Genomic DNA, 22,355 nt, shown 5'->3' with positions numbered 1-22,355 from the left:
CTGCTTTGATGTCTGCTCCGTTTCGGATGGGCACGATTCAGGTTTTTTTGGAAGGTGATGGGAATGGAAAATGGGAAAGCGGATGAGCAGAAGCAAGTTCAGGTAGAGGATCTCCTATTGAATGTGATGGAGGACCGTGCAGCCGAAGAGCATCCGGCTGTGCGGTTCATCCGCCGTAAGATCAGTCCTCTGAATCTGGATGTACGCGATTCTTTTGTCCCTCGTGTAAACGTGCTCATCGGCATCATCGACTTCAAGTATTTTTTCGGCGGGTATATCAGTGTCTTCAGTCTGGCGAAGCGCCTGGCCCTCACCGGGTATCCGGTAAGGATCATCGTGACCGAGGAATGCTATTTCGAGCCCATGGAATGGTGCAGGAAGATCCGGGACTATGAAGGGCTCGAAGACTTCTTCGATTGCGTCGAAGTGGTGTATGCGCCGGACAGAAAAGATCCGATTCCATGCCATCCGCAGGATGCCATCGTGGCGACGAGCTGCTGGAGTGCCCATATCGCTCATTTGACCATGCGTGCCCTGGCGGGTGATCGCTTCATCTATCTGAGCCAGGAGTACGAACCGATCTTTTATGAACTGGGCTCCCTCCATGTCCTGTCCCGGATGAGCTATGACCTCCCCCACTATGGTATTTTTTCGACGAAGATCCTGATGGATTATCATCGCAGCAATCGGATCGGGCTGTTCCGGGAATCGCCTGAGGAAGGTGAGAAGAACTCCGTCGCCTTCGAGAACGCGATCCTCCGGTTCGATGTCAGCGAGGAGATGCTCAGGGAACGGCCCGTGAGGCGTCTGGTATTCTATGCAAGGCCTGAGACCCATGCGGCGAGAAACTGCTTCGAACTCGGCATGCTCGCACTTTCCGGGGCGATCGCCGAGGGTGCCTTTCAGGGAAAGTGGGAGTTTTTCGGCATCGGATCGCTTCAGTCCTCTCCCAACTGTATCCTGATCGACGAGGCGGGGACCCGCCTCAATCTTCTGCCGAAGATGAGTCTGAACGAGTACCGTGATCTCCTGCCGCATTTCGACGTCGGCTTGAGCCTGATGCTGAGCCCGCACCCGAGCCTTGTTCCCCTCGAGATGGCCGCTGCCGGGATTCGGGTGGTGACCAATACCTTTGAGAACAAAACGGTCGATGTGCTGCAAGGCATTTCTACGAATCTCATCCCGGCCGACCCCACGGTTGAGGGCATTCGTGATGCGCTTATCGAAGCGGCCGCAGGCGTGGAGGATTGGGACGGGCGCATCCGGGGATCACGCGTGAAGTGGCCTCAGGATTGGGATGTGTCGTTCGATGGGGCATTTCTGGAGAAGATGAAAGCTTTCATCGGATGGGAGCCCCCGGTGGGGGCGGCGAGGCAGAAGTCGTCCGCGGCTTCGGCGGGTGATCCGGACCTCGAGCCTCCAGCCGTCGTTCGCTCGCTTGTCAAGCTGATTGCAAGACATCCGGATGCCTTCGTTTACCGGGTCAGCCGCGAGGATGAGATGTACCTCGACAGCCTCGGCCATGTGGGGGAGGATGAGGCGCTGTGGTGGTATTTCAAATCGGGTCTTATGTCGTTTGAAACCATTCAGAAGATTGTGACGGCGTCCCAACGGAGGTTTGAGGATGTCGGAAGCTTCCTTGATTTCGCTTGCGGCTATGGCCGGGTCTCGCGGTTTCTGGTTCAGGTGATGGATCCTCAAAAAATCTGGGTGAGCGATATCTATCAGAATGCCGTCAGATTTCAGGAGCGCTTTTTCGGGGTGAACGGTTTTTTTTCGAAGACAGAGCCTTCAGAGGTTCGGTTTCCAGAGAGGTTCGAGATTGTTTACGTCGGTTCGCTCTTTTCCCATCTGCCCGCCGCCCGGTTCGAAGAATGGCTGATCCGGCTGTACGGTCTGCTCGAGGATGAGGGTGTCCTGATCCTTTCGACCCACAGCGAGAAGGCCGTTCCGCCAGGAGTGCCGCTCGCGGAGGACGGTTTTACCTTTATCCCCTTCAGTGAAAGCCGAAGCCTTTCGAAGGAGGAGTATGGCAGCACTTATGTGCGGAAGGACTGGTTCGAGCGTCTCGCTTCCCGGCTGGGTATGACCAATCTTACCTGCATGGCGGAGGAGTTGTGCGAACAACAGGACATCTATGTCCTTTCGAAACGTTATATCCCCACGCTGAGCACGCTTGTCCCCACCTTCAGGCCGGTCGGGAGTATCGACACGATCACGATTACCGATGATCAAACCTTTTATATGCGGGGCTGGGCGGCTGACCGTCAGACAGGTGCGCCTGTCAAGCAGGTCATGATCTATTGCGATGGGAGTGAGGTGGGCGAGGCGGCCCTGGGTTATGCCCGGACAGATGTCAGGGATTACTTCCAAAGGGATGAATTCGTCATGTCGGGCTGGGAGTTCGAGGGGCGGCCGCCCGTGCTGAACAGCCAGGGGATCTCCCTGCGCGAAGGGATCATCGTTAAGGTTACCGGCTGGGGCGGCGAGACCGGCTATCTGAACGGAATGGGTTTCTGACGGGGGATGTGCCCGGGTGCGCGGGACGAAGGACTGTCATGGATATCGATGAGCGGGACAGGGTGGCCGAGCTCTGGGACCATTCGCAGGAACAATACCGGCGGGATGATCGGGTGCTTTATTGGGAACTCCTGCCGGCGGTTCAGCGCTACCAGAACGAGATGATGACCGGAGATGCCGAAACCGGGTATTTTGATTGGACGCTCCGAGAATTGGAGGCCCGCACCGGGAATACGGGGTTGCGGGGCCTGTCCATAGGCTGCAATGAAGGGGATCCGGCCTGCGAAATGATCCTGTTCGAACGGGGGCTTTTCGAGCGGATCGAAGTGGTGGACATTGCGGAGGGTCTGCTTGAAAGGCAGCAGGGGATTGCGCGCTCGAGGGGGATCGAGGGCATTGACTATCTTTGCCGGAACCTGAATGCCATCGAGATCGAACCGGACGTCTATGATTTCATCTGGGCCGTCGGAACGGTTCACCATGTCGAACGGCTCGATCACCTGTTTGATCAGATCAACAAAGGTCTGCGTTCCGGGGGCCTTTTCATGATGCGGGAATACATCGGTCCGCGCCGCCTCCAATTTACGGACAGGCAGCTGCGCATCGTGAACGAGATTCTGCGCATTTTGCCGGAACCCTATAAAAAAACGGCTGACGGCCGCATCAAGCATCATCTCGAACGATATGATATCGAGGCGATCAAGGCCCATGATCCTTCTGAATCGATCAGATCGGATGAGATCATGCATTTTGCAGCCAAGCATCTCGACCTGATCGAGGTTGCCGAGACAGGCGGGACGATCCTCCATCCCTTGTTGAGCGACATCGCCTTCAATTTCGACCGCAATGAAGCCGGAGCGGGCCTCATCGAGGGGCTGATTCTGCTGGAGAGGATTCTGATCGGAGAAAAGGTCCTTCCCAGCGATTATGTCTTTTGCCTTGCAGGAAAAACGATGAAGTAGAGCGCCGTCCTTATGGTATTCAGTTCCATCATATTCCTCTTCTGCTTCCTGCCGGTTACGCTCGGCATCTATTTCCTGCTGGGAAGAAGAGGGCAGAATGCCTGGCTTCTGTTGGCGAGCCTGGTTTTCTATGCGTGGGGCGAGGTGTTCTATGTCGCCGTCATGCTGGCATCCATCGCCGCCAACTACGCCGTCGGAGTCCTGATCGCCGCTTTCCGCGGCGGTCGTTGGGCGCGTCTCATTCTGGGGATCGGCATCGCCGCCGATCTGGCGATTTTGGTCTTTTTCAAGTACAGCGCGTTCCTGGCCGAGAACCTCTCCTTCCTCATGTCCCCCATCCTCGGGCGGACGGCGGCTGGTATAGATCCCGGCCATCTGCCCCTCGGCATCTCCTTTTTCACCTTTCAGTCCATGTCCTACATCATCGATGTCTACCGTGGGGCTGCGCCGGCTCAACGCAATCCCATGAACATCGGCTTGTATATTGCGTTGTTTCCTCAGTTGATTGCCGGACCGATCGTCCGCTATCACGATCTGGCCAGGCAGATCGTGTCAAGGCGCGTGCGTCTCGCTGATTTCGCCGCTGGAGTGGAGCGCTTCGTATTCGGTCTGGGCAAAAAGGTGTTGATTGCCAACAATGCGGGTGCCATAGCGGACCCTATCTTCGCTGTTTCCACCGGAGATTTGACCGCGCCGGTGGCGTGGCTCGGGATCGTTTGTTACACGATCCAGATCTACTTCGATTTTTCCGGATACAGCGATATGGCGATCGGACTCGGGCGGATGTTCGGCTTCCGTTTTCTCGAAAACTTCAACTACCCCTATGTCTCCCGATCCATGAGGGGGTTCTGGAGACGTTGGCACATCTCGCTTTCGACCTGGTTTCGTGATTATCTCTACATTCCTCTTGGAGGCAGCCGGAAAGGGCCTCTCCGCACCTATGCGAATCTGGCGACGGTCTTTTTCCTGGTGGGCCTCTGGCACGGCGCGAGCTGGAATTTCGTGGTGTGGGGGCTCTTTCACGGGACATTCCTGGTGTTGGAGCGCCTGGGTTTCGGCTCCGTGCTCGAGCGCTGCTGGCGGCCGATCCGACATGGGTATGTTTTGGCGGTCGTTATGAGCGGCTGGGTGTTTTTCAGGGCCGAGACGCTGTCCGGAGCGCTGGGCTATCTCGAGGCGATGATGGGCCTGACGGCCGGGGATGCACTCCGCTATCCCCTGGAGGCCTACCTGGATCGGCAGGCATGGGGAGTGGTGCTCTGCGGGGCTGTATTTGCCACGCCTGTATTTCCTGCAGTCCGTGGTTGGATGCAGAGGCTTGGTGAGAACGCGGGGGGAGTGGCCGGGGTGATGCCCCGTTGCGCTGCCGCGGTTTTGGAAAACGCGGCCTTCGTGCTGCTGCTCGCGGGTTCGATCCTCTATCTCGCGGCTGGGTCTTACAACCCCTTTATTTATTTTCGGTTTTAGGGCAGCAGAAGAGTTCCCCGGCTTTCGTCCCCGCGCTCTTTTGAACGGCGGATTTTTTCGATTCGCAATGTGTGCTGAAAACGGACGTTCGACCATTTCATTGAAGCGGAAGGGTGTCGAGCGCTTTCACAGCTTTTTCCGGCGGCGTAGCATCGCCGCGCATGACGCTTACAGGTGTTTTTGGATTCAGGGATCGTGAATCATGGTGCGGGCGGCCGGGGGCGGCGGGGGAGAGTTTTCGCGACGCTGCGGATAATTTGTTTCCTGGCGGTCCTTTTGACGCCTCTGATACGGACTGCGCTGACACCGAAGGCGGCCCTTTCAGACAGCGAGAAGCGCACGTTGGCGGAGCTCCCCCGCCTCGAGTTGACGACTCGATCGGTGCTGTCATTCCCGGCCCGGTTCGAGGCCTATCTGAACGATCATTTTGGATTCCGGCGGGAGTGCATCCAGGCCTTCAATTATCTGCAGGTCAGATGGCTGCGGAGGTCGCCGGAGGAACAGGTTGTCCTCGGCAGGGACGGGTGGCTTTTCTACACAGGCTGTCGCAGCATCGAGGACCATCGAGGGCTCATCTCCCTGACACCGGAGGAGTTGACGAAGGCCAGGCTGGTCCTTGAAAACCGCCGCGACTGGCTTGCTGATCAAGGCATCCGGTATCTCTTTGTCGTCGCTCCGAGCAAGCACTCGATCTACCCGGAATTCCTTCCGGACTTTCTTGGGCGGCAGAGAGGCCGGACCCGCTTTGACCAGTTTCTGGCGTACATGGGCCGGGAGTCCGATTTTCAGGTGCTCGACCTGCGGCAGATCCTCCGGTCGAAAAAGGGGGATGAGCGGCTGTACCTTTTGTCGGACACGCACTGGAACCCGAGGGGCGCGTACTGGGCCTACACGGAGATCATGCGCGTATTTAATCAATGGTTTCCCGAGGCGGAGCCGCTCGAGCGGAGCCGGCTGATCGAAACCTCGGCTGATGTGCCGGGCGGCGATCTGGCGCAGATGCTGGATCTTCGGGGTCTATTCGGGGAGGCCTATCCTTTTTTGAGGCCTCAAAAGCCTTGTGCCGTGAAGAAAACGGAGGCCGTCGACTTGGAGGCGGCCCGGCGGTCCATACCGATCGTGCCCGGAGAATCGGCAGGTTTTGCGAGGGGCTGCGAACGGTCCCGCCTGCGCGCCGTGGCCTTTCGCGACTCCTTCCTGGTTTCCCTGGAGGATTTCTTGGCGGAGCATTTCGCCCAGATCGATTTCGTTTGGACGCACTTCGACCGCAGCCTCGTCGAAAAGTATATCGCGGTGGCAAAGCCGGATGTCATTTTTGAAGAAGTCGTCGAACGGTCCTTCATGGAAGTACTGGCAACGCCGGATCTGGATGTGGAGGCCCTTCTCTCCGAGCGGTTTTCGCTGTCGGATTGGCCCGTGTTGAAATACGAGGGTGGAGTCCTGCCCGGGCTCAGGACCTTCGGAGACGTCCTGATCGCCGGCCGGCCGGAAGGCCTCGATGTGGTCTCCCGGGGCGGTGATCCGCAGCTGTGGCTGCCGCCTGCGAGTCTGGATGAAGGCCGCTCCTCGATTATGCGCATCATCCTCACGGCGCCGGCCGATACGGTCTTCCAGGTCTTTTACCACACGGCTGGCAGGCCTTACCACTGTGAAGAGCAGAGCATCAGGAGGCCGGTCCGGAGGGGCCTGAACGAAATGTACATCGAGATCCCCAGGGCTGCATGCGCCGCGGGTGTGCGTCTGGATCCCGGCGCGGTTCCCGGAACCTATACGTTGCATGGATTCGATTGGCGCACCCGCTCCGACAGCCATCGAATGTGAACAGAAGACTATGGAGCATCCCGGTCGATTATGAGAGTCATCGCCTTTTATCTCCCCCAGTTTCACCCTGTGCCGGAAAACGATCTCTGGTGGGGCAAAGGATTTACGGATTGGCGCAATGTCGCGAAGGCCAGGCCCAATTTCGTCGGGCATTACCAGCCGCACATCCCTTCCGATTTGGGGTTTTATGACTTGAGGGTTCCGGAGACCCGTGAAGTGCAGGCCGAACTCGCCCGTGCCTACGGGATCGACGGGTTCTGCTATCATCATTACTGGTTCAACGGCAGGCGTCTTCTGGAGCGGCCGTTCGAGGAGGTCTTGAGAACCGGCCGGCCGGATATGCCCTTTTGTCTGTGCTGGGCGAACGAGAACTGGACCCGCCGGTGGGACGGTGACGAGCAGGAGATCCTGATTGCGCAAACCCATTCGGCTTACGATGACAGGGCCTTCATACAGAGCCTCTTTCCCGCGTTCGAGGACCGGCGCTACATCTGTATAGACGGCCGGCCGTTGCTGGTCGTCTATCGCGTCAACTTGTTGCCGGACCCCAAGGCAACCGCCGAGATCTGGCGCGAGGAGTGCCATCGGCGAGGATTTCCGGGGGTTCATCTGTGCGCGGCGCAGAGTTTCGGCATCACCGATCCCAGGCCGTATGGATTCGATTCGGCGCTCGAATTTCCGCCCCACGGCGTTTTCAGCCGCAGGATGAATCCTTGGCTGCGGGTCGTCAACCGCCGCTACGAAGGCAGCATTTATGACTATCGTGAGGTGATTCTGAACAGCATCCGGTCGAAGGACCCGGATTATTGCCTGTTCAGGGCGGTGATGCCTGCGTGGGACAACACAGCCCGGCGTCAGAACGGCAGCAATTGCTTTGTCAATATTTCCCCCGAAAAATACGAGTTCTGGCTGGCGTCGGCCATCGCCAGAACCCGTTCGAGGTTTGATGGGGACCTGCAACTGGTCTTTATCAATGCCTGGAACGAGTGGGGTGAAGGGTGCCATCTCGAACCCGATATGCGTTATGGACACCAATTCCTGGCCGCCACCGAACGGGCCAAGCGGAATGCGGTGCTGACAGGCGCGTGTTGCGGTCTTCGTTTGCCTATTGAGTGGGATGATGGTATGAATGACCCGTCTGCTTCTGAAGTGACGCGGTTTTTGGCTTCCCAGCCGGAAAAGATCTTTCTGGTGGATTATCGGATGATTTCTTTTGCCGCCTCGCCTCCGACGCTCAGTGAGAGATGGATCATGCGGCTGAAGCGGATGCGGGGGAATGGCGGAGCGGATGGATGGCACAGCCTCTTTAAGCAGGTGCTGCGGCGATGGACCTGATCTATAGAATCTCCTGATGTGCGGCGATGTTTTACCCGAAAGTATCGATTGTCATTCCCTCCTATAACCACGCTCGGTTCATAGAAGCCGCCCTCCTTTCGGTAGAAGACCAAACCTATGAAAATCTCGAAATCATCTTGGTCGATGACGGTTCCAGCGACGGAAGTTTAGCCGCCATCGAGAGGGCCGCTGGGCGAATCCGTCGCGGCTTGCGCGTTGTCAGGCAACGCAATCGCGGTGCGGCGGCGGCGATCAACCGTGGACTGAAGCTCGCCGGCGGCAAGTATATCAATATCCTGAACAGCGATGATCTGTTCGCGCCGGAGAGGGTCGCTTATTTCGTCGAGCGGTTGGAGAAATCGGGTGCGAAACTGGCCTTTTCGGGCATTCGCTGCATCGATGAAAACGGGGCAGAAGTGGATGCGTCGAACGAGACCGCCGCATATTTTTATCGCAAACAGGCTGAGATGGCCCGGTATCCCTCGGTCGGATTCGCTCTGCTCGATTCGAACGTGGCCATTTCATCCGGGAATATTTTTGCGGCGAAGGAAATCTATGCGACCCTTCACGGCTTCAGACCGTATCTTTACTGCCATGACTGGGATTTTCTGCTGCGGGCGCTCTGCTTGACCGAGCCGCTCTATATCGACACGCCAATGTATTATTACAGGCTTCATGGAGGGAACACCTTCCGAAAACTCGCCCATCGCGCAAAGGCGGAGACCACCGGGACCCTGCGGAAGTACTTCGGAAACGTCCGGGGCGGTCGGCTTTCGAATGCCGATGCGCCAAGCCCCCGGCGATGGCCTGGATATTTCGAGGAATTTGTGCGGGAGAGGGGGTACCAACCCTATTGGGGGCGATTCCCGCGGCTGCGATCCTTGTGGGCCCTATGCAGGCGCTCGCTCCATGGAGCGGTTCATGGTTAGCTCTCCTAGCCGGGTGGCGGTCATTATTGTCAACTGGAACGGCAGGACGCTTTTGCCGGAATGCCTGGATGGACTGAGACAGCAGACGTTCCGTGAATTCGAGACGGTGGTGGTGGACAACGGGTCGACGGATGGATCGGTTCCGTTTCTGGAGACCCGGTGTCCGTGGGTGAGGCTTATCGCGCTCTCCGAAAATACCGGCTTCTGCAAGGCCAATAATCTCGCCATGGCTCAAGCGAAAACGCCTTATGTGGCGCTTTTGAACAACGACGCGGTGCCTACCCCCAACTGGCTCGAAAACCTGGTGGCGGCCCTCGAGCGGAACCCGGAGGCCGGGTCTGCGGCGTCGAAGATGGTCTCCTATTGGAACCCGACGGTGATAGACTGCGCCGGCGCCGGATATTCGAAGGCGGGGGCCGGCGTCATCCGCGGCCGCGGCCGCCCGGCGTCGGATTTCAACAGGGAGGCGTGGATCTTTGGCGCCTGCGCCGGGGCGGCGCTTTACCGAACCGATATGCTGCGTGAAATCGGGTTGTTCCCGGAGCATTTCTTCCTGCTTTACGAGGATGTGGATTTGAGCTTCAGGGCTCAACTGAGGGGCTGGCGGTGCCTGTTCGTGCCTGGCGCCGTGGTTGCCCACAAGATGAGCAGCAGCATCGTCCACGATTCTCCGACATCCGTCTATTACGGGCACCGTAATCTCGAGTGGGTCTGGGTCCGCAACATGCCCTCCGTTCTTCTGGCGCGGACATTCGGCCGGCATTTGGCTTATGGGATCGGCTGCCTGGGATTTTACCTGATGCGGGGACGGGGCGGGGTCTTTTTACGGTCCAAGAAGGCCGCGCTCAAAGGCATGGGCAGGGCATTCAGGGCGCGCAAAGAGATTCACCGGAGAACAGGCATCGCAAATGGCGATCTTTGGGGACTCTTCGACGAAGAAACCTTTCTCCCGAGGCTGAAACGACGCATGGGCGCGTTATGAAAACCCCGGTCTGGAAATCTTAGGCGGTCTTCCGGTGGCGGCAAACGACACGTCTTTTCCTTCCCTTTCCCGCATCCTCAGTATTGGGGCGGAGACCGGCTGGGTCCTTTTTGGACAGGCCGGGATGGCGGCTGGGGCGATTTTCACCGTCAAGATTTTGACCGCTTTCCTTGGTCCAGCGGAGTTCGGTCGCCTGATGCTCGCCAATACACTGATTTTGGCCGTTTCGGCGCAGGTATTCGGCCCTTTGGCACAGGGGGTGATGCGTTTCTGGTCCGTTTCCAGGGATCAGGGTATCCAGGATGTGTTTCTGGTTCACTGCCATAAATATAATGTGCTCTTGACTTCCTGCATCCTCGCCATCGGCGTGCCCGCGTGCGGCGTTGTGTGCCTTGTTTTTGGTGTGAAATGGGGGGTGCCCGCGATTCTGGCGTTGATGGCGGGAGTGTGCACCGGTTGGACCGGGACAAGGCTGGCCGTGCTGATGGCGGCCAGAGACAGAAAGACGGTTGCGCTGGCACTGACGGCCGCCGCTTTTTTCAAGCCGCTCGCAGGGATGGGATTGGTCCTTCTGTTTTATCCTGAAGCAAGCTGGGTGTTGTTTGGATATCTGATCGCAACAGGCGTTATGCTGCTGGTGATCGAGAAGATCTATCGAAAGCGGATCGGGGTTGTCGAAACGGCGGGCACCGGAAGTGCTTCCTCGAAAGGACGAGGTCTCGGGAAAGATATTATTTCCTATGCTTTGCCGTTTTTCATCTGGGGGGTGTTCGGCTGGATCAACGAATCCTGCGATCGTTGGGCGCTTCAAGGTTATTTCGGCGAAGAGGTTGTCGGGGCTTTTTCCGTCGTGAGTCAGTTGTCCGTGTATCCATTGATCTTGATCTCGGGTTTTTTGGGGATGCTGTTTTCGCCGATCGCATATGAGCGGGCGGGGTCGCTGGTTTCCCCGAATGGCATGAGAAACGCGAATCGGCTGCTTTTTATCATGGAATCGATTTATATCCTTTTTGCATTCTGTTTAATCCTTATTTACTGTATTTTTCATGAATATGTTGTAGTGCTTATAAGCAACAGTTCATACGCAGGCCTTTCCTGGATGTTGCCTTACTTGACAGCCGCATGGACTCTTTATTATTTTGGTCAAACACTTACGGGTTATGGCATGCTCGCAAACCGTCCAAGGGTTTATATCCTTCCAAAGATTACAACATCAATTATAGCAGTATCATTGTGTCTTATCCTGCCAAGTATATTTGGTCCATTCGGTATCGTTTTGGCCCTTGTTGCATCGGGATTTGTTTATAGCCTATGGTGCTTGTCGATCGCTTTTTATTTGACGAAGCATACGCTGTCTTTTGTGAAAAAGGGTTGATTTTTCAAGGAAACTGTGCGGTAAATTAATATAGATGAAGATTTTATTAAGAAATATTCTGACAAACGTCAAAGAAACAGCAGATCCACGCAATTTACCTTACTGTGTATTTGAGATATTCCGGTTTATGGGTGATTATTTTAAATACAGGAAAAGGTACCATGCCTTTTATCCATTGCGTCTATCGCCCATATTCTATGAGAGAACAAATAAAAGTCGTTTTGATCCTCACTACGCTTATCAGGCATATTGGGCAACGAAGCGCATAGTTTCTGAAAGATTACCGAAAATGCATTTGGATATTTCATCCAGTGTTACATTTATAACGCAGCTATGTGGAATATTGCCTGTCGTACATCTTGAGTACAGACCTCCTTCTGTCATGCTTTCGTCTTATAAAGGGATCAGAGGGGATATCGGCCATCTTCCATTCAAGTCCGGAAGCGTTGAATCCTTAAGCTGTCTTCATGTTATTGAGCATGTAGGACTGGGCCGCTATGGTGACTGCCTGGATGTCGATGCATGCTGGAATGCAATGCGCGAATTGGAGCGTGTCGTCATTTCGGGTGGAAGGTTTTTGATGACTGTTCCTGTTGGAAAGCCTGCTGTTTATTTCAATGCCAACATCGTTTTTGCAGCAGAGGATATTGTGACGGCAATGAAAGGGCTGCAGTTGCGCGAATTTTCCTTAGTTCGAGATGATGGGACTTATGTCGAGAACGCCTCACTGGCGCAGGCGGCGGATATGTCATACGCTTTGGGGATGTTTGATTTCAGGCGTGTCTGAAGCGCTCGATTCTCTGCGCTTGAAAGGCCTGGATGATGCTTTCGGCAGGTTTCTGAGGTTCTGTAATGCACGTTTTATTGGCATGCGGGAAGTATCAATATGGAGATGCTTCCCGAGGTTTGGGGACGGAATATACGGCTTTCACTCGGGTGCTCAGAAACCTCGGTCACGATGTGACGCATTTCGAGTTGTGGGACAGGGGAGCTTATCAAGACTTCAGGGCCTTGAACCTAGCACTTCTCGATGCGGTCGATGCAGTGCAACCCGACATATTGCTCGCAATTCCGCTCCATTATGAGATCTGGAACGAGACGCTCTACCGCGTTCGAGGCAAGGGAAAGGTTGTTACGGTCTGTTGGACGACAGACGATTCATGGAAATATCGAGAGGTTTCCCGCTTTGTAGGGAAGGCCTACGATGTGATGACGACGACCTACCCGAATATGGTTCCCCGATACCATGCAGATGGGATCCGGAATGTCGTGCTGACCCAGTGGGCTGCCGACAGCGGATGCCTGCAGGCGCCGGTGGAGGCCGGCAAGTGCCTTTATGGCGTCTCGTTTGTCGGTACAGCCCATGGGAATCGGCCCAAGGTCGTAGCGAAGCTGCGCGGCGCAGGGATCGACATTCAGTGTTTCGGCTACGGATGGCCGCGGGGGCCGGTGGCGGCCCGGGATATTCCCCGTATCATAAACAAGTCCTTGATAAGCCTGAATTTCTGTAATTCGAAAGGCGGGAAACAGATCAAGGCCAGGACCTTCGAGATCCCGGGCGCCGGCGGATTCCTCTTGACCGAACTGGCACCCGGTTTGGAAAGGTTCTACCAACCCGGGCGGGAGGCGGTCGTTTTTAGAGATACGAAAGATCTCGTTGCAAAGATCCGCCATTACCTTCAACACCCCAAGGAACGAGATGCTGTAGCGGAGGCCGGGTTCCAGCGGACCAGGCTGGATCATACCTACGAAAGGCGCTTGGAAGAGGTTCTCGCCCATGCCCTCGAGGCCGCGGAAAAAGGTGAGAATTCAGTGCTTCCGGTCATGGCGGAACGGGATTTTGGACAGGCTGTTGCGGCGTACTCTGCCAACGCGTATCACATGTGGTTTGCGCGTTTATTAGAAAGCACTTGCAGGATGATCTGGGGACCGAAGCGGGGGATCAGGGCGGCCAGAAGGATCGTATATGAATTCAGTTGGCGGTTTATGAAGAAGAAAACCTATACGGCTTCCGGTTGGCCTGGAAAGATGTTCCCAACGGTTTGAGGAGGGGGGCAGGTTTGTGAAGCGCTTGCCGGTATCGGTGGTCATTCCCTGTTATAACTGCGGTGGCACCATTGTGCGGGCTGTCGAGTCGGTTCTCAGGCAGAGTGCGCCCCCGGCCGAGATCATTCTGGTCGACGACGGGAGCACGGACGGCACGGGAACGGTCCTCGACCGGTTGGCTGCAGCCCCCGGAATGACTGGCATGCTGCGCGTCCTTCATCTGGCATCGAATCAGGGCCAGTCGGTAGCACGCAATGTCGGCTGGGATGCCGCCGGCGGAAGATATGTCGCCTTTCTGGATGCCGATGATGCCTGGCATGCCCGCAAACTCGAGATTCAATATGAGTGGATGGCCGCCCGGCCTTCGGTCGCCGTCACGGGGCACCGTACTGTCAGGGTTCGGACCGGCATCAGCGATGCCGCTTCTGAAGAGCCGCTGCCCGGGAAATGGATGTCTTTTCGGCTTCGTCCTTTGAAGATGCTTCTGTCGAACCGTATTCACATGCGGTCGGCCATGGTGCTCCGAGGGATTCCGCATCGCTTCGATCCTCGGATGCGTAAGGGCGAGGACTATTTGCTTTGGCTGGAGATGATTCTGGGCGGTCAGGAGGCATGGCTGCTCGATCTGCCTCTGGCCTTCTATTTCAAGGCGCTTTATGGCGGAGGAGGCGTCAGCGGGGATCTTGACGAAATGGAAGCCGGAGAGCTCGAGGTGTATCTCAAGCTTTACCGCTCAGGGCGTCTTCCGCTTCCGGCCCTTCCGTTTTTTTGGATCGTTTCTCTATCGAAGTATGGAATGCGGCGGGTGATCAAACGGTAGCGTCCCATACGAGAACGGTCCATATTGCCCTTCCTAATGTCGACGGGCCCGTTTGCTTGTGCGGGACGGGATGGGCTGTTTTCAGCTCCATCCCGTCGATAGAGGTTAGCCGAAGGTGAATCCCTTAGGCAGCTTGGAGGAAGGGGTGCCTTCCGGGACCCAGGACAGGTCCGTGATGGTGTAAGTCGGCTCCAGGGTCTGGAAGATCGGGACGACGCGCATGCCGATCTTCGGGTCGCCGACCGAAAGGTAGCTCATGAGGATCGTCGAGACGCCCTCGAACTCGACGTTGATGAACTTGATCGGCTTGTCGAGGGTGTTGAAGGCCCCGGACCGCTCGCAGACCATGAAGGTGTGGATGGTGGCGGTCGTCTTGCAGACTTCGGTCAGATCCACGACCGTGCTGCGCTGCAGACAGTCCGGGCAGTGGATCCGGAACGGCAGGTAGACGGTGCCCGGGAACTCGCAGTCCGGGTTGTCGCAGCGGCTGCCGTGGATCCTGCCTTTGGACAGGTTTTCGAAAAAGACGGCCTCGCCGCCGTAGGTGTGGATATAGGTCATGCATCTCGGGTTCGTGACGCCGACGAGATGCCACTTCTCGTCCTCGCTGCGGATCGGCATGTTGGGGGTGATGGTGTGGAAGTCCCCCTTGATCTTGTATTGCCCCCTTTTGACAACGACGGTTCCAAATATGCTCATCGAGGTGTCCTCCTCTCATTCATCAGGCATCGGGTTTCAGGAGATGGTCCGGGTCCATCAGGATGGTGGCGGTGACATGCGAACCGACCCCGGCGTGGCTGATGGCCATGCCGCGCTTGGCGCCCTTCACCTGGAGATCCTGCCAGTCATCGGGCTTCTTGCGGTTGAAGGCCTTCCAGATGTCCGGATCGCCGTGGAGCTCCGCCCAGCGGTTCCAGAGATGCAGCGCGATCTCGAAGGTCTGCATGATGCCGGTGGCACCCACCGCGTGCATGCAGCCGATCAGGCCGCCGGAGAGGTTCGATGGCAGACGGCCGGGCTTGCCGGTGTGGGGGTTGGTGTGGTAGCAGTCGCCCGATTCCACGTAGTCGCGCCCCTCGCCGTAAGGCCGGAGGCCAACGTCTTCGTAGGATTGGACATCGCTGATGGTGAAGGCGTCGTGAAGCTCGATCACGTCCAGGTCATCCATGGGGTTGTGGATGCCGGCCATCCTGTAGCCGTAGTAGGTGCACATGCGGGCGCCCAAAAAGCCGGTGAAGCCCGGATAGCGCTCTCCGCCGGGGAACCGTTCGCCGAGGTCGGCATACTGGTCGGCCTTCTCGTGCGGGAGGAGCGGGATCTCCATGTGGCGCCGGCAGGCGGGCCGCAGGGTGTGGCTCCCGGCGGCGACCCAGATCCGGAGGGGCTTGTTCTTGGTGCCCTTCGTCAGCTCCATGGCGGTGTCCTCGTCGCAGATGATGGCGCAGGCGGCCCCGACGCTCATGAGGCAGCAGTCCAAGGCCCGCAGCGGGTAGGCTACCACGGGGGACTTGAGGACGTCCTCGACGGTGATCTTCATCGGCGCCTGGGCGAACGGATTGAACCGGGCGTAGCCGTGGTGCTTGACGGAGATCTCCGCCAGCGTGCGGCGGAAGGACTCCTCCTCGCGGCCGAAGACCTGCCAGTACTTCTGGGCCATGACGGCGTAATAACCGGTGTAGATGTGACCCAGCGGCGTTTCCCAGTCCTTGTCGGCGGCGCAGGAGATCAGGTGGTTCCCTTCATCCGTCGGGACCTCGTCCATGCGCTCCCAGCCCATGGCGAGCACGCAGTCCGAATACCCGGAGGCGACGGCCTTCACCGCCTCCCAGAGGGTCGACCCGCCGGTGGCGCCGCCGGTCTTGATGCCGATGTTGCCGAGCGGGTCCAGGCCGAGGCGGTCATGGATGACGGCCTCGCCGAGGAGCTGGTCGCCGAAGTGGTCCGCAAAATGGCCGTAGTAGCAGCTGTGAATGTAGCGTTTCAGCTCGGCCGGGGTCTTGTCGATGAGGCGGGCGGCCATCGCCAAGGCGTCGATACAGAGCTCTTCGGTCCGCTTTTCGGGGATGGCGCGGTCGAATTTCGACTGCCCGGCGGTGACGAGGTAAACGGGCCTCATAAGCTTCGGTGTCTTCAATTGTCTGTCGCTGAAGGTAATCAAGTTCCGTCCTCCTTTCTCTCCCAAGGCACGGCGGCGCTCTCATCGGGCCGCGTGCAGTCCAATAAAAGAACGTTTTCACAAGCAAGCGGGCAGGCAGACTTTTCCCCTTCCCCTTGTTCCCTGATATCCATCCGGAGATGATCTTCCGGTACAACGCAGCTTCCAATCCGGAAATAAGGATCTTTTCTTCATGCCCTTCCGGTGCTCAATCCCACCACTTCGCGGCGGGTCCCAGTTTCCTCGCACCCTTCCGGTGCTCATTCCCACTTCTGCGAATCGGATCGTCCCCATCCGGGAAGGACTTCCTTTCCGGCAGAACCCAGTTTCCAACCCGGCAATATCAAGGCGATCTGGCGTTTGCGCGGAGGCGGCCTGTAGGCTGCCGCACAAGCAGACGTGAAGATTGACGCCGAGGTGGGCCGAAAAAACCATTTCCAGATGCATTAAATTGTCCCTACCCACAGGGCGACGGCAGCGGCGCCGCTGGTGTTGGCGATGCGCTGGCTGCCGCTGTCCGTCCAGAATTGAACGGAGTCCCCTTCGTGGAGCTGAAGGGTTTGGTCTCCATGCAAGAGTTCCAGCGACCCTTTCAGAATGCAGAGGACCTCCTGTCCGTTGCGGATGTTTTTCCTTGCCGGAATGGAGGCCTTGGGGTCGAGAATCAGGACGGCGCAGTCGATGACGGTGCGGTTTTCCGGCGCGAAAAAGCGCCTCGTGACGAAGCCACTGTGCGGGAGTTCTTGTTCGTCCCACTGGTCCTTGCGAATGACGGTCAGCCTTTCCTGCTCTTCCACCTGGTTCAACAGATCGCCGGCGTTGACCCCCAACGCCCGGCACAGGCTGACGAGTGTATCGACGGAGGGGGAGTGCACGCTGTTTTCGACCTGGCTCAGAAACCCCTCGGAGATGCCGGCTTTGTGGGCCAAGGCCTTGAGGGTCAGCTTCTGCTCTTTTCGATGGCGGCGGATCAGGGTGCCAAGGTTCATAGGGTGCTTCCCGTCCCAGGGGCGAAAATATTTTTTAAAATACCTAATATTTGATATACTGAAGAAAGGAGGGAGTTGTCAAGGGAATTCATCAGGTCGAACCGGTTATGAAAGAACAATATTCTGGGTGGCCATGTCATTTTCCGGTTGGAGCAGGATTTGTTTTACAATATTTGGTGGTTTTTACAACAGAGGGCTAAGGGAACAAAGGGAATTTCTTTAAATATGTTTTGACATAGTTTAACGTAATCTTTTTTCTCATTGACAACCATGAATAGCTATGTCTATATGATGCCCAGAATCAGTCCCCTTCTGAGGCTGACATGGTAGACAGGTCGTTTGAATCCGCAGGCTGGAAGGCCGGGCGCTGCTGCGGGGGAAGACCGTCCAACTCCCGCGATGCCCTGTGTTGATTGGCGACAACGGGTGGTCGTCCCTCCGGAATGACCCCAATGACTGGAAGGAGGGCTTATGGATTTCAGTCTTTCCATGGATCAGGAGATCCTGCGCAAGTCTGTCAGGGATTTTGCCGAAAAGGAGATCAAGCCGGTAGCGAGGGAACTGGACGAAAGGGAGGAGTTCTCCTACGAGACCATGTCCAAGATGGCCGAGATCGGGCTCTTCGGGATGTTCGTCGCGGAAGAGTACGGCGGCCAGGGCATGGATTACCTCTCCTATATCATCGCCACCGAAGAGATGGCGCGTGTCGACGGCTCCCATGCGGCCACCGTGGCAGCCGGGAATTCGCTCGGGATCGGGCCGCTCTATTACTTCGGCAGCGAGGAGCAGAAGCGGAAACACCTCCCCCGGCTCTGCTCGGGCGAGGCCCTGTGGGGCTTCGGGCTGACGGAGCCGAATGCCGGTTCGGATGCGAGCAACTCTCGGACCAACGCGGTGCTCGACGGCGACTCGTGGGTCATCAACGGCAGCAAGATCTTCATCACCAATGCGTCGACCCGCATCAGCGCCGGCGCTACGGTCCTCTGCCGCACCGGCACCCGGGAAGACGGCCGGCCCGAACTCTCCTGCATCCTGGTGGAGCAGGGAACCCCGGGCTACGAGACCCGCGAGATGCATGGGAAGCTCATGTGGCGCGCCTCCAACACGAGCGAGCTCTATTTCGACGACTGCCGGGTCCCTGAGGAGAATCGCCTGGGACCGCGCGGCCACGGCTTCTATCAGATGATGCAGACCCTTGACGGTGGGAGGCTTTCCATCGGGGCGATGGGGCTCGGGGGGGCGCAGGGCTGTTTCGAGATGGCCCTGAAATACAGCAAAGAAAGGGTTCAGTTCGGCAAACCGATCGCCAATTTCCAGGTCAATTCCTTCAAGCTGGCGGATATGGCCCTGGAGATCGAGTGCGCTCGGCTCCTGCTCTACAAGGCCTGCTGGCTTAGAGACAACAATCAGCCATTCTCGAAGGTGGCGGCGATGGCAAAGCTTTACTGCTCCGAGGTCATGTACCGGGCCGCCAACCATGCCGTGCAGCTGCATGGGGGCTACGGGCTGATGAAGGAGTACGATATCGAGCGCTTTTATCGGGATCAGAAGCTCCTCGAGATCGGGGAGGGGACCTCGGAGGTTCAGCGGATCGTCATCGCGAGGCTGATCGGCGCCCTGTGACGCAGCGCGTCCAGGAAATGCCGCCGGCACACGCGCGATCCTGTCGAATCGTGCGACGGCTCTCAGGGGTCAGCTTTCCGGATCGGTGCGGGGTGCAGATCCCTGAGGAAGCCGGGTGTCCAAGCCTTTGTGGGGGACGCGCAATGCGCTTCCGTCAGGTTTGGGCCTGCAGGGCAAGGAGCGGCGGCGCCACGGGTCCGGAAGAGAGCGGTTCCAGGTGGAAGCGGCAAGAGCAGCGGCCGGACGAACATTAAAAGGTACCATGCTGAATTTTATTTTGGGCAAGGAGATTGCCGGGTACGTGCGCCGGCACAGGGGGCTTGTTGTGTGCGCCCTGCTCCTGACGGCGGTCTCGGCGGTGTTTGTGATCGTGCCGGCCTATCTCCTTCAGCCGTTCGTCGACGAAGGGATGAAGAGCGGAACCGATCCGGTCTCGTGGAAGATCCCCTGGATCAGCTTCGAGGGCGGGTCCTGGACCGGCTGGCGGAAGACCGAAAAGGTCATCGTCGACGGCGTCTCGCCCAATCACCTCCTGGTGATTTTGACCCTGGTCGCGTTCGCGGCCGTCTTTTTCAAGTCCATCACCACCTACTTGAGCGGATTGGCCGCCGCCGCCTTCTCGAACCGGGCGGTGCGCTCCCTCCGGATCGACCTTTTCGAAAAGTTCGTCAGCCTGCCTCTGAGCTTCTACAACAAACGGAAATCCGGGGAGTTGATCGCGCGCTCGACCGCCGATCTCACGGTTATGCAGCAACTGGTCTCGGACATCCTTCTCGGTCTGATCGAGCACCCCATCACGGCCCTGGTCTTCCTCGGGTATCTCTTCTTTATGAACTACAAGCTGACGCTCCTGGTCTTCTTTGTGGGGCCCGTGATCGTCGGCCTGGTCCGGATGTTCGGCCGCAAGGTCAAGAAGCACTCCGGCCGGGTCCAGGACGCCACCGCCGAGGTGACCGCCGTCTACCAGGAAAGCCTCGGATGCATGAAGGTGATCCAGGGGTTCTTCAGAGGGGGGGATGAGACCGGCAAGTTCCGACGCCAAGCCGAAGAGCTTTACCGCAAGGTGATGCGATGGAACCGCTGGCACCTCGGGCTCGGTCCAATGATGGATTCGGTGGTCTTCCTGATTCTGCCCGGGGTTCTGATCGCGGGCAAGATCTACTTCGACCACTCCCTCGGCGAGTTGATGTCCATGGTCTATGCCTTTTCCCGGGTCTACAGCCCGGTGAAGCGTCTGGCCCTGGTCAGCAACAACCTCCGGACCCTGCAGGGGGCGACGGCGCGCGTCTTCACGATCCTCGAGACCGTTCCCGAGATCCAGGACCGGCCCGGGGCGCGGGAACTCCCACGGCACGGCGAGGCCATCCGATTCGAGGAGGTCCGGTTCGGCTACGATCCGGGGGAGATGATCCTGAAGGACCTCAGCTTCGAGGTCAGGGCCGGGGAGATGGTGGCCTTCGTGGGGTCGACGGGCGCCGGCAAGAGCACGCTTCTCGATCTGGTCCCGCGGTTCTACGATGTCTCCGGGGGGCGCATCACCATCGACGGCTGGGATATCCGCGAGGTGACACTCGAATCGCTCCGCCGGCAGATCGGAATTGTCAACCAGGAAACGCTGCTTTTCCACGACACCATCGCCAACAACATCCGCTTCGGCCGTCCGGATGCACCGGAGGAGGCGATGATCGCGGCGGCCAGGGATGCCAATGCGCACGAGTTCATCATGGCGCAGCCGAAAGGGTACGAGACGGTCATCGGCGACCGGGGCACCCTGCTTTCCGGCGGCCAGCGGCAGCGCATCGCGATTGCCCGCGCGATCATGGTCGATCCCGCCATTCTGATTCTGGACGAGGCGGCCTCGGCGCTGGACGCGGAGAGCGAGCGGATGGTGCAGCAGGCGATCGACAACCTGCGGGGGACGCGGACGATCCTCGTCGTGGCCCACCGTTTGAGCACCATCCGGAAGGCGGACCGGATCTACGTCATGGAGGGCGGGCGGATCATCGAGTCCGGCACGCGGGAGGACCTCATGGCCCGGAAAGGCCGTTTCAGCCAGCTCCACGACATGCAGTTCATCGAGTGACGGAGGTCCCTGCGGGTCCTTTTGCGTTCTGAGCCTTCCCGTTGCGTAAGGGCCGGTCATCGTTGAAGGCGGCCAGGGCTTCGTCGGGCAGCTCGGTTTCGCGCCCGGTGTAGCGGTGGGAGAAGTGAAAAAGCTGGAGGCTTTTTGCCCCGGCCTTCCTCGCCAGGGCCCCGGCCTCCCGCGCAGTCAGGTGGAACGTCTTGCGGGCGACGGAAAGGTCCTCGTAGAGAAAGGCCCCTTCGATGAAGAGGATGTCGGCATCGGCTGCCAGCGCGGTGATGCGGGAGGCGTTCTCTGAGGAGCCTGCCGCATCCGTCACATAGGCGATCTTCATTCCCCGCCCGGTCCGTGCAATTTTTTGGGACAGCTCCCCGATCGGAAAGATCTTTTCTCCGCTTCCCCCCTGCTGAGTTTTCCACGTGACCCGAAAGGGTTCGCCCGGGTCCGGGCGCTCCTGAATCCTTGCCTTGAACCGGGTGAGCCAGGGGCCAACCGGGAGCCCCAGCGCCTCGACGCCTTCCTTGATGATCTGCACCTTCAACCGCTCTTCCATCGCAAAGGCGAGACACGGGATCCTGTGGTCGAGGACAGCGGCGGAGACCGTGAACCCGGGCTCCACGAGGATCGCGCCGCCTGCGGCTGTGGTCTGCTGCGGGCCGGACACGCGGAAGGCGTTCCGGGAGGAGAAGCTGGTGGTGCGCATTTCGCCGGGGTGGATCTCGTGGACCTCGAAGGCGAGGACGTGCGGGTAGGTGTGGATCAGGTTCCAATGGTAGCCCGCCAGTTTGCCGGCGACATGGCGGCTGAAATCCGGGGGCCCATAGAGGTGCAGGGTCTTTTCACGGCCGAGCAGGACGCGGAGAAGCGCGTCGAATCCGATGAAGTGGTCGACATGGGCATGGCTGACGAAGACATGACTCACCTTGAGGAGGTCGCGGGGCGAGAGGCGTCCGAGATCGCCAAGGTCGAAAAGAAGGGCTCTTCGCTTGAAACGGAAGGGAACGAAGAGCCCCGGGTCCTCCGTCGGCGGATTGATGAGCCGTGGTAGAAAAGATGGTTTCATCGAAAGGAGGCCCGGGCATCCCTCCCCTTTTCGGCGGAGGGGTGTCCGGGCGCTGCGGATTCAGCAGGCTGTTGGAAATCTACTATCTGCTTCGGTTTACGGATTCCCCGTTCCGGCGGCACACTTTTGTGCGCCGCGTTTCTCGGGATTTCACGGCTCCGGCATCTTACGATTTTTACCCGGAC

General features: G+C 58.2%; 17 protein-coding genes. 13 read left to right on the top strand and 4 right to left on the bottom strand.

The features are described 5' to 3' along the window. Window positions 1-63 precede the first annotated feature (63 nt). The 11 genes from H567_RS0104220 (at window position 64) to H567_RS26895 (ending at window position 14,257) form a co-directional block, all read left to right on the top strand. Complete coding sequence (locus tag H567_RS0104220; protein ID WP_028320443.1) at window positions 64-2,520, top strand: rhamnosyltransferase WsaF family glycosyltransferase; 2,457 nt, start codon at window positions 64-66, stop codon at window positions 2,518-2,520. Window positions 2,521-2,558: 38 nt separating this feature from the next. After that, window positions 2,559-3,482 carry a class I SAM-dependent methyltransferase gene (locus tag H567_RS0104215; protein WP_028320442.1) on the top strand — a complete coding sequence of 308 codons (924 nt, stop codon included), beginning with the start codon at window positions 2,559-2,561 and terminating at the stop codon, window positions 3,480-3,482. A gap of 12 nt (window positions 3,483-3,494) precedes the next feature. Beyond that, the gene (locus tag H567_RS0104210; RefSeq protein WP_028320441.1) at window positions 3,495-4,949 is read left to right on the top strand and encodes an MBOAT family O-acyltransferase; all 1,455 of its coding nucleotides are present in this window, start codon (window positions 3,495-3,497) and stop codon (window positions 4,947-4,949) included. A gap of 276 nt (window positions 4,950-5,225) precedes the next feature. Continuing rightward, on the top strand, window positions 5,226-6,770 hold the full coding sequence (locus tag H567_RS26900) for an alginate O-acetyltransferase AlgX-related protein (protein ID WP_161626561.1): 1,545 nt from the start codon (window positions 5,226-5,228) through the stop codon (window positions 6,768-6,770). A gap of 30 nt (window positions 6,771-6,800) precedes the next feature. Continuing rightward, a complete protein-coding gene (locus H567_RS23075; RefSeq protein ID WP_084516865.1) occupies window positions 6,801-8,105 on the top strand; it encodes a glycosyltransferase WbsX family protein in 1,305 nt (434 codons plus the stop codon). Window positions 8,106-8,131: 26 nt separating this feature from the next. After that, a complete protein-coding gene (locus tag H567_RS0104195; protein ID WP_028320440.1) occupies window positions 8,132-9,034 on the top strand; it encodes a glycosyltransferase in 903 nt (300 codons plus the stop codon). Next, entirely contained in the window at window positions 9,027-10,016 is a 990-nt protein-coding gene (locus H567_RS23070; RefSeq protein ID WP_161626560.1) for a glycosyltransferase family 2 protein, read from the top strand. The genes H567_RS0104195 and H567_RS23070 overlap by 8 nt, the downstream gene beginning before the upstream one ends. A 34-nt stretch (window positions 10,017-10,050) precedes the next feature. Further along, window positions 10,051-11,391, top strand: a complete 1,341-nt coding sequence (locus tag H567_RS0104185) for a lipopolysaccharide biosynthesis protein (protein WP_028320439.1) — start codon at window positions 10,051-10,053, stop codon at window positions 11,389-11,391. Between the two features lie 34 nt (window positions 11,392-11,425). After that, window positions 11,426-12,178, top strand: a complete 753-nt coding sequence (locus H567_RS23065; protein ID WP_084516861.1) for a DUF268 domain-containing protein — start codon at window positions 11,426-11,428, stop codon at window positions 12,176-12,178. A 119-nt stretch (window positions 12,179-12,297) separates the two neighbouring features. Next, entirely contained in the window at window positions 12,298-13,437 is a 1,140-nt protein-coding gene (locus H567_RS0104175) for a CgeB family protein (RefSeq protein WP_208598320.1), read from the top strand. A gap of 16 nt (window positions 13,438-13,453) precedes the next feature. Beyond that, on the top strand, window positions 13,454-14,257 hold the full coding sequence (locus H567_RS26895) for a glycosyltransferase family 2 protein (protein ID WP_028320436.1): 804 nt from the start codon (window positions 13,454-13,456) through the stop codon (window positions 14,255-14,257). A gap of 105 nt (window positions 14,258-14,362) precedes the next feature. Here H567_RS26895 and H567_RS0104165 read toward each other — a convergent pair whose 3' ends face one another. From H567_RS0104165 to H567_RS0104150, 3 genes are all read right to left on the bottom strand, one after another. Next, a complete protein-coding gene (locus H567_RS0104165; protein ID WP_028320435.1) occupies window positions 14,363-14,956 on the bottom strand; it encodes a Zn-ribbon domain-containing OB-fold protein in 594 nt (197 codons plus the stop codon). A 22-nt stretch (window positions 14,957-14,978) separates the two neighbouring features. Next, a complete protein-coding gene (locus H567_RS23055; protein ID WP_051184473.1) occupies window positions 14,979-16,415 on the bottom strand; it encodes a thiolase domain-containing protein in 1,437 nt (478 codons plus the stop codon). A 443-nt stretch (window positions 16,416-16,858) separates the two neighbouring features. Continuing rightward, the gene (locus H567_RS0104150) at window positions 16,859-17,401 is read right to left on the bottom strand and encodes a helix-turn-helix domain-containing protein (RefSeq protein ID WP_028320434.1); all 543 of its coding nucleotides are present in this window, start codon (window positions 17,399-17,401) and stop codon (window positions 16,859-16,861) included. Window positions 17,402-17,872: 471 nt separating this feature from the next. Between H567_RS0104150 and H567_RS0104145 the strand changes: the two genes are divergently transcribed. Beyond that, window positions 17,873-19,024 carry an acyl-CoA dehydrogenase family protein gene (locus H567_RS0104145; RefSeq protein WP_028320433.1) on the top strand — a complete coding sequence of 384 codons (1,152 nt, stop codon included), beginning with the start codon at window positions 17,873-17,875 and terminating at the stop codon, window positions 19,022-19,024. A 262-nt stretch (window positions 19,025-19,286) separates the two neighbouring features. After that, window positions 19,287-21,107, top strand: a complete 1,821-nt coding sequence (locus H567_RS23050; RefSeq protein ID WP_051184472.1) for an ABC transporter ATP-binding protein — start codon at window positions 19,287-19,289, stop codon at window positions 21,105-21,107. On the opposite strand, the gene H567_RS23045 is transcribed toward H567_RS23050, so the two are convergent. Then, complete coding sequence (locus H567_RS23045) at window positions 21,097-22,170, bottom strand: ribonuclease Z (RefSeq protein WP_084516857.1); 1,074 nt, start codon at window positions 22,168-22,170, stop codon at window positions 21,097-21,099. The genes H567_RS23050 and H567_RS23045 overlap by 11 nt on opposite strands. Window positions 22,171-22,355 lie beyond the last annotated feature (185 nt).

It is taken from the genome of Desulfatiglans anilini DSM 4660 (genome assembly GCF_000422285.1).
Classification (GTDB): domain Bacteria; phylum Desulfobacterota; class DSM-4660; order Desulfatiglandales; family Desulfatiglandaceae; genus Desulfatiglans; species Desulfatiglans anilini.
Note: the sequence above shows the minus strand (reverse complement) of the source record. Positions and strands in the feature narration are given on the sequence as shown.

Coding starts and splice junctions, on each gene's coding strand:
- H567_RS23065 (WP_084516861.1), top strand. CDS start 11,426: ATGAAGATTTTATTAAGAAATATTCTGACAAACGTCAAAGAAACAGCA.
- H567_RS0104195 (WP_028320440.1), top strand. CDS start 8,132: ATGTTTTACCCGAAAGTATCGATTGTCATTCCCTCCTATAACCACGCT.
- H567_RS23070 (WP_161626560.1), top strand. CDS start 9,027: ATGGTTAGCTCTCCTAGCCGGGTGGCGGTCATTATTGTCAACTGGAAC.
- H567_RS0104215 (WP_028320442.1), top strand. CDS start 2,559: ATGGATATCGATGAGCGGGACAGGGTGGCCGAGCTCTGGGACCATTCG.
- H567_RS23045 (WP_084516857.1), bottom strand. CDS start 22,170: ATGAAACCATCTTTTCTACCACGGCTCATCAATCCGCCGACGGAGGAC.
- H567_RS23075 (WP_084516865.1), top strand. CDS start 6,801: ATGAGAGTCATCGCCTTTTATCTCCCCCAGTTTCACCCTGTGCCGGAA.
- H567_RS23050 (WP_051184472.1), top strand. CDS start 19,287: ATGCTGAATTTTATTTTGGGCAAGGAGATTGCCGGGTACGTGCGCCGG.
- H567_RS0104150 (WP_028320434.1), bottom strand. CDS start 17,401: ATGAACCTTGGCACCCTGATCCGCCGCCATCGAAAAGAGCAGAAGCTG.
- H567_RS0104210 (WP_028320441.1), top strand. CDS start 3,495: ATGGTATTCAGTTCCATCATATTCCTCTTCTGCTTCCTGCCGGTTACG.
- H567_RS0104145 (WP_028320433.1), top strand. CDS start 17,873: ATGGATTTCAGTCTTTCCATGGATCAGGAGATCCTGCGCAAGTCTGTC.
- H567_RS0104165 (WP_028320435.1), bottom strand. CDS start 14,956: ATGAGCATATTTGGAACCGTCGTTGTCAAAAGGGGGCAATACAAGATC.
- H567_RS0104220 (WP_028320443.1), top strand. CDS start 64: ATGGAAAATGGGAAAGCGGATGAGCAGAAGCAAGTTCAGGTAGAGGAT.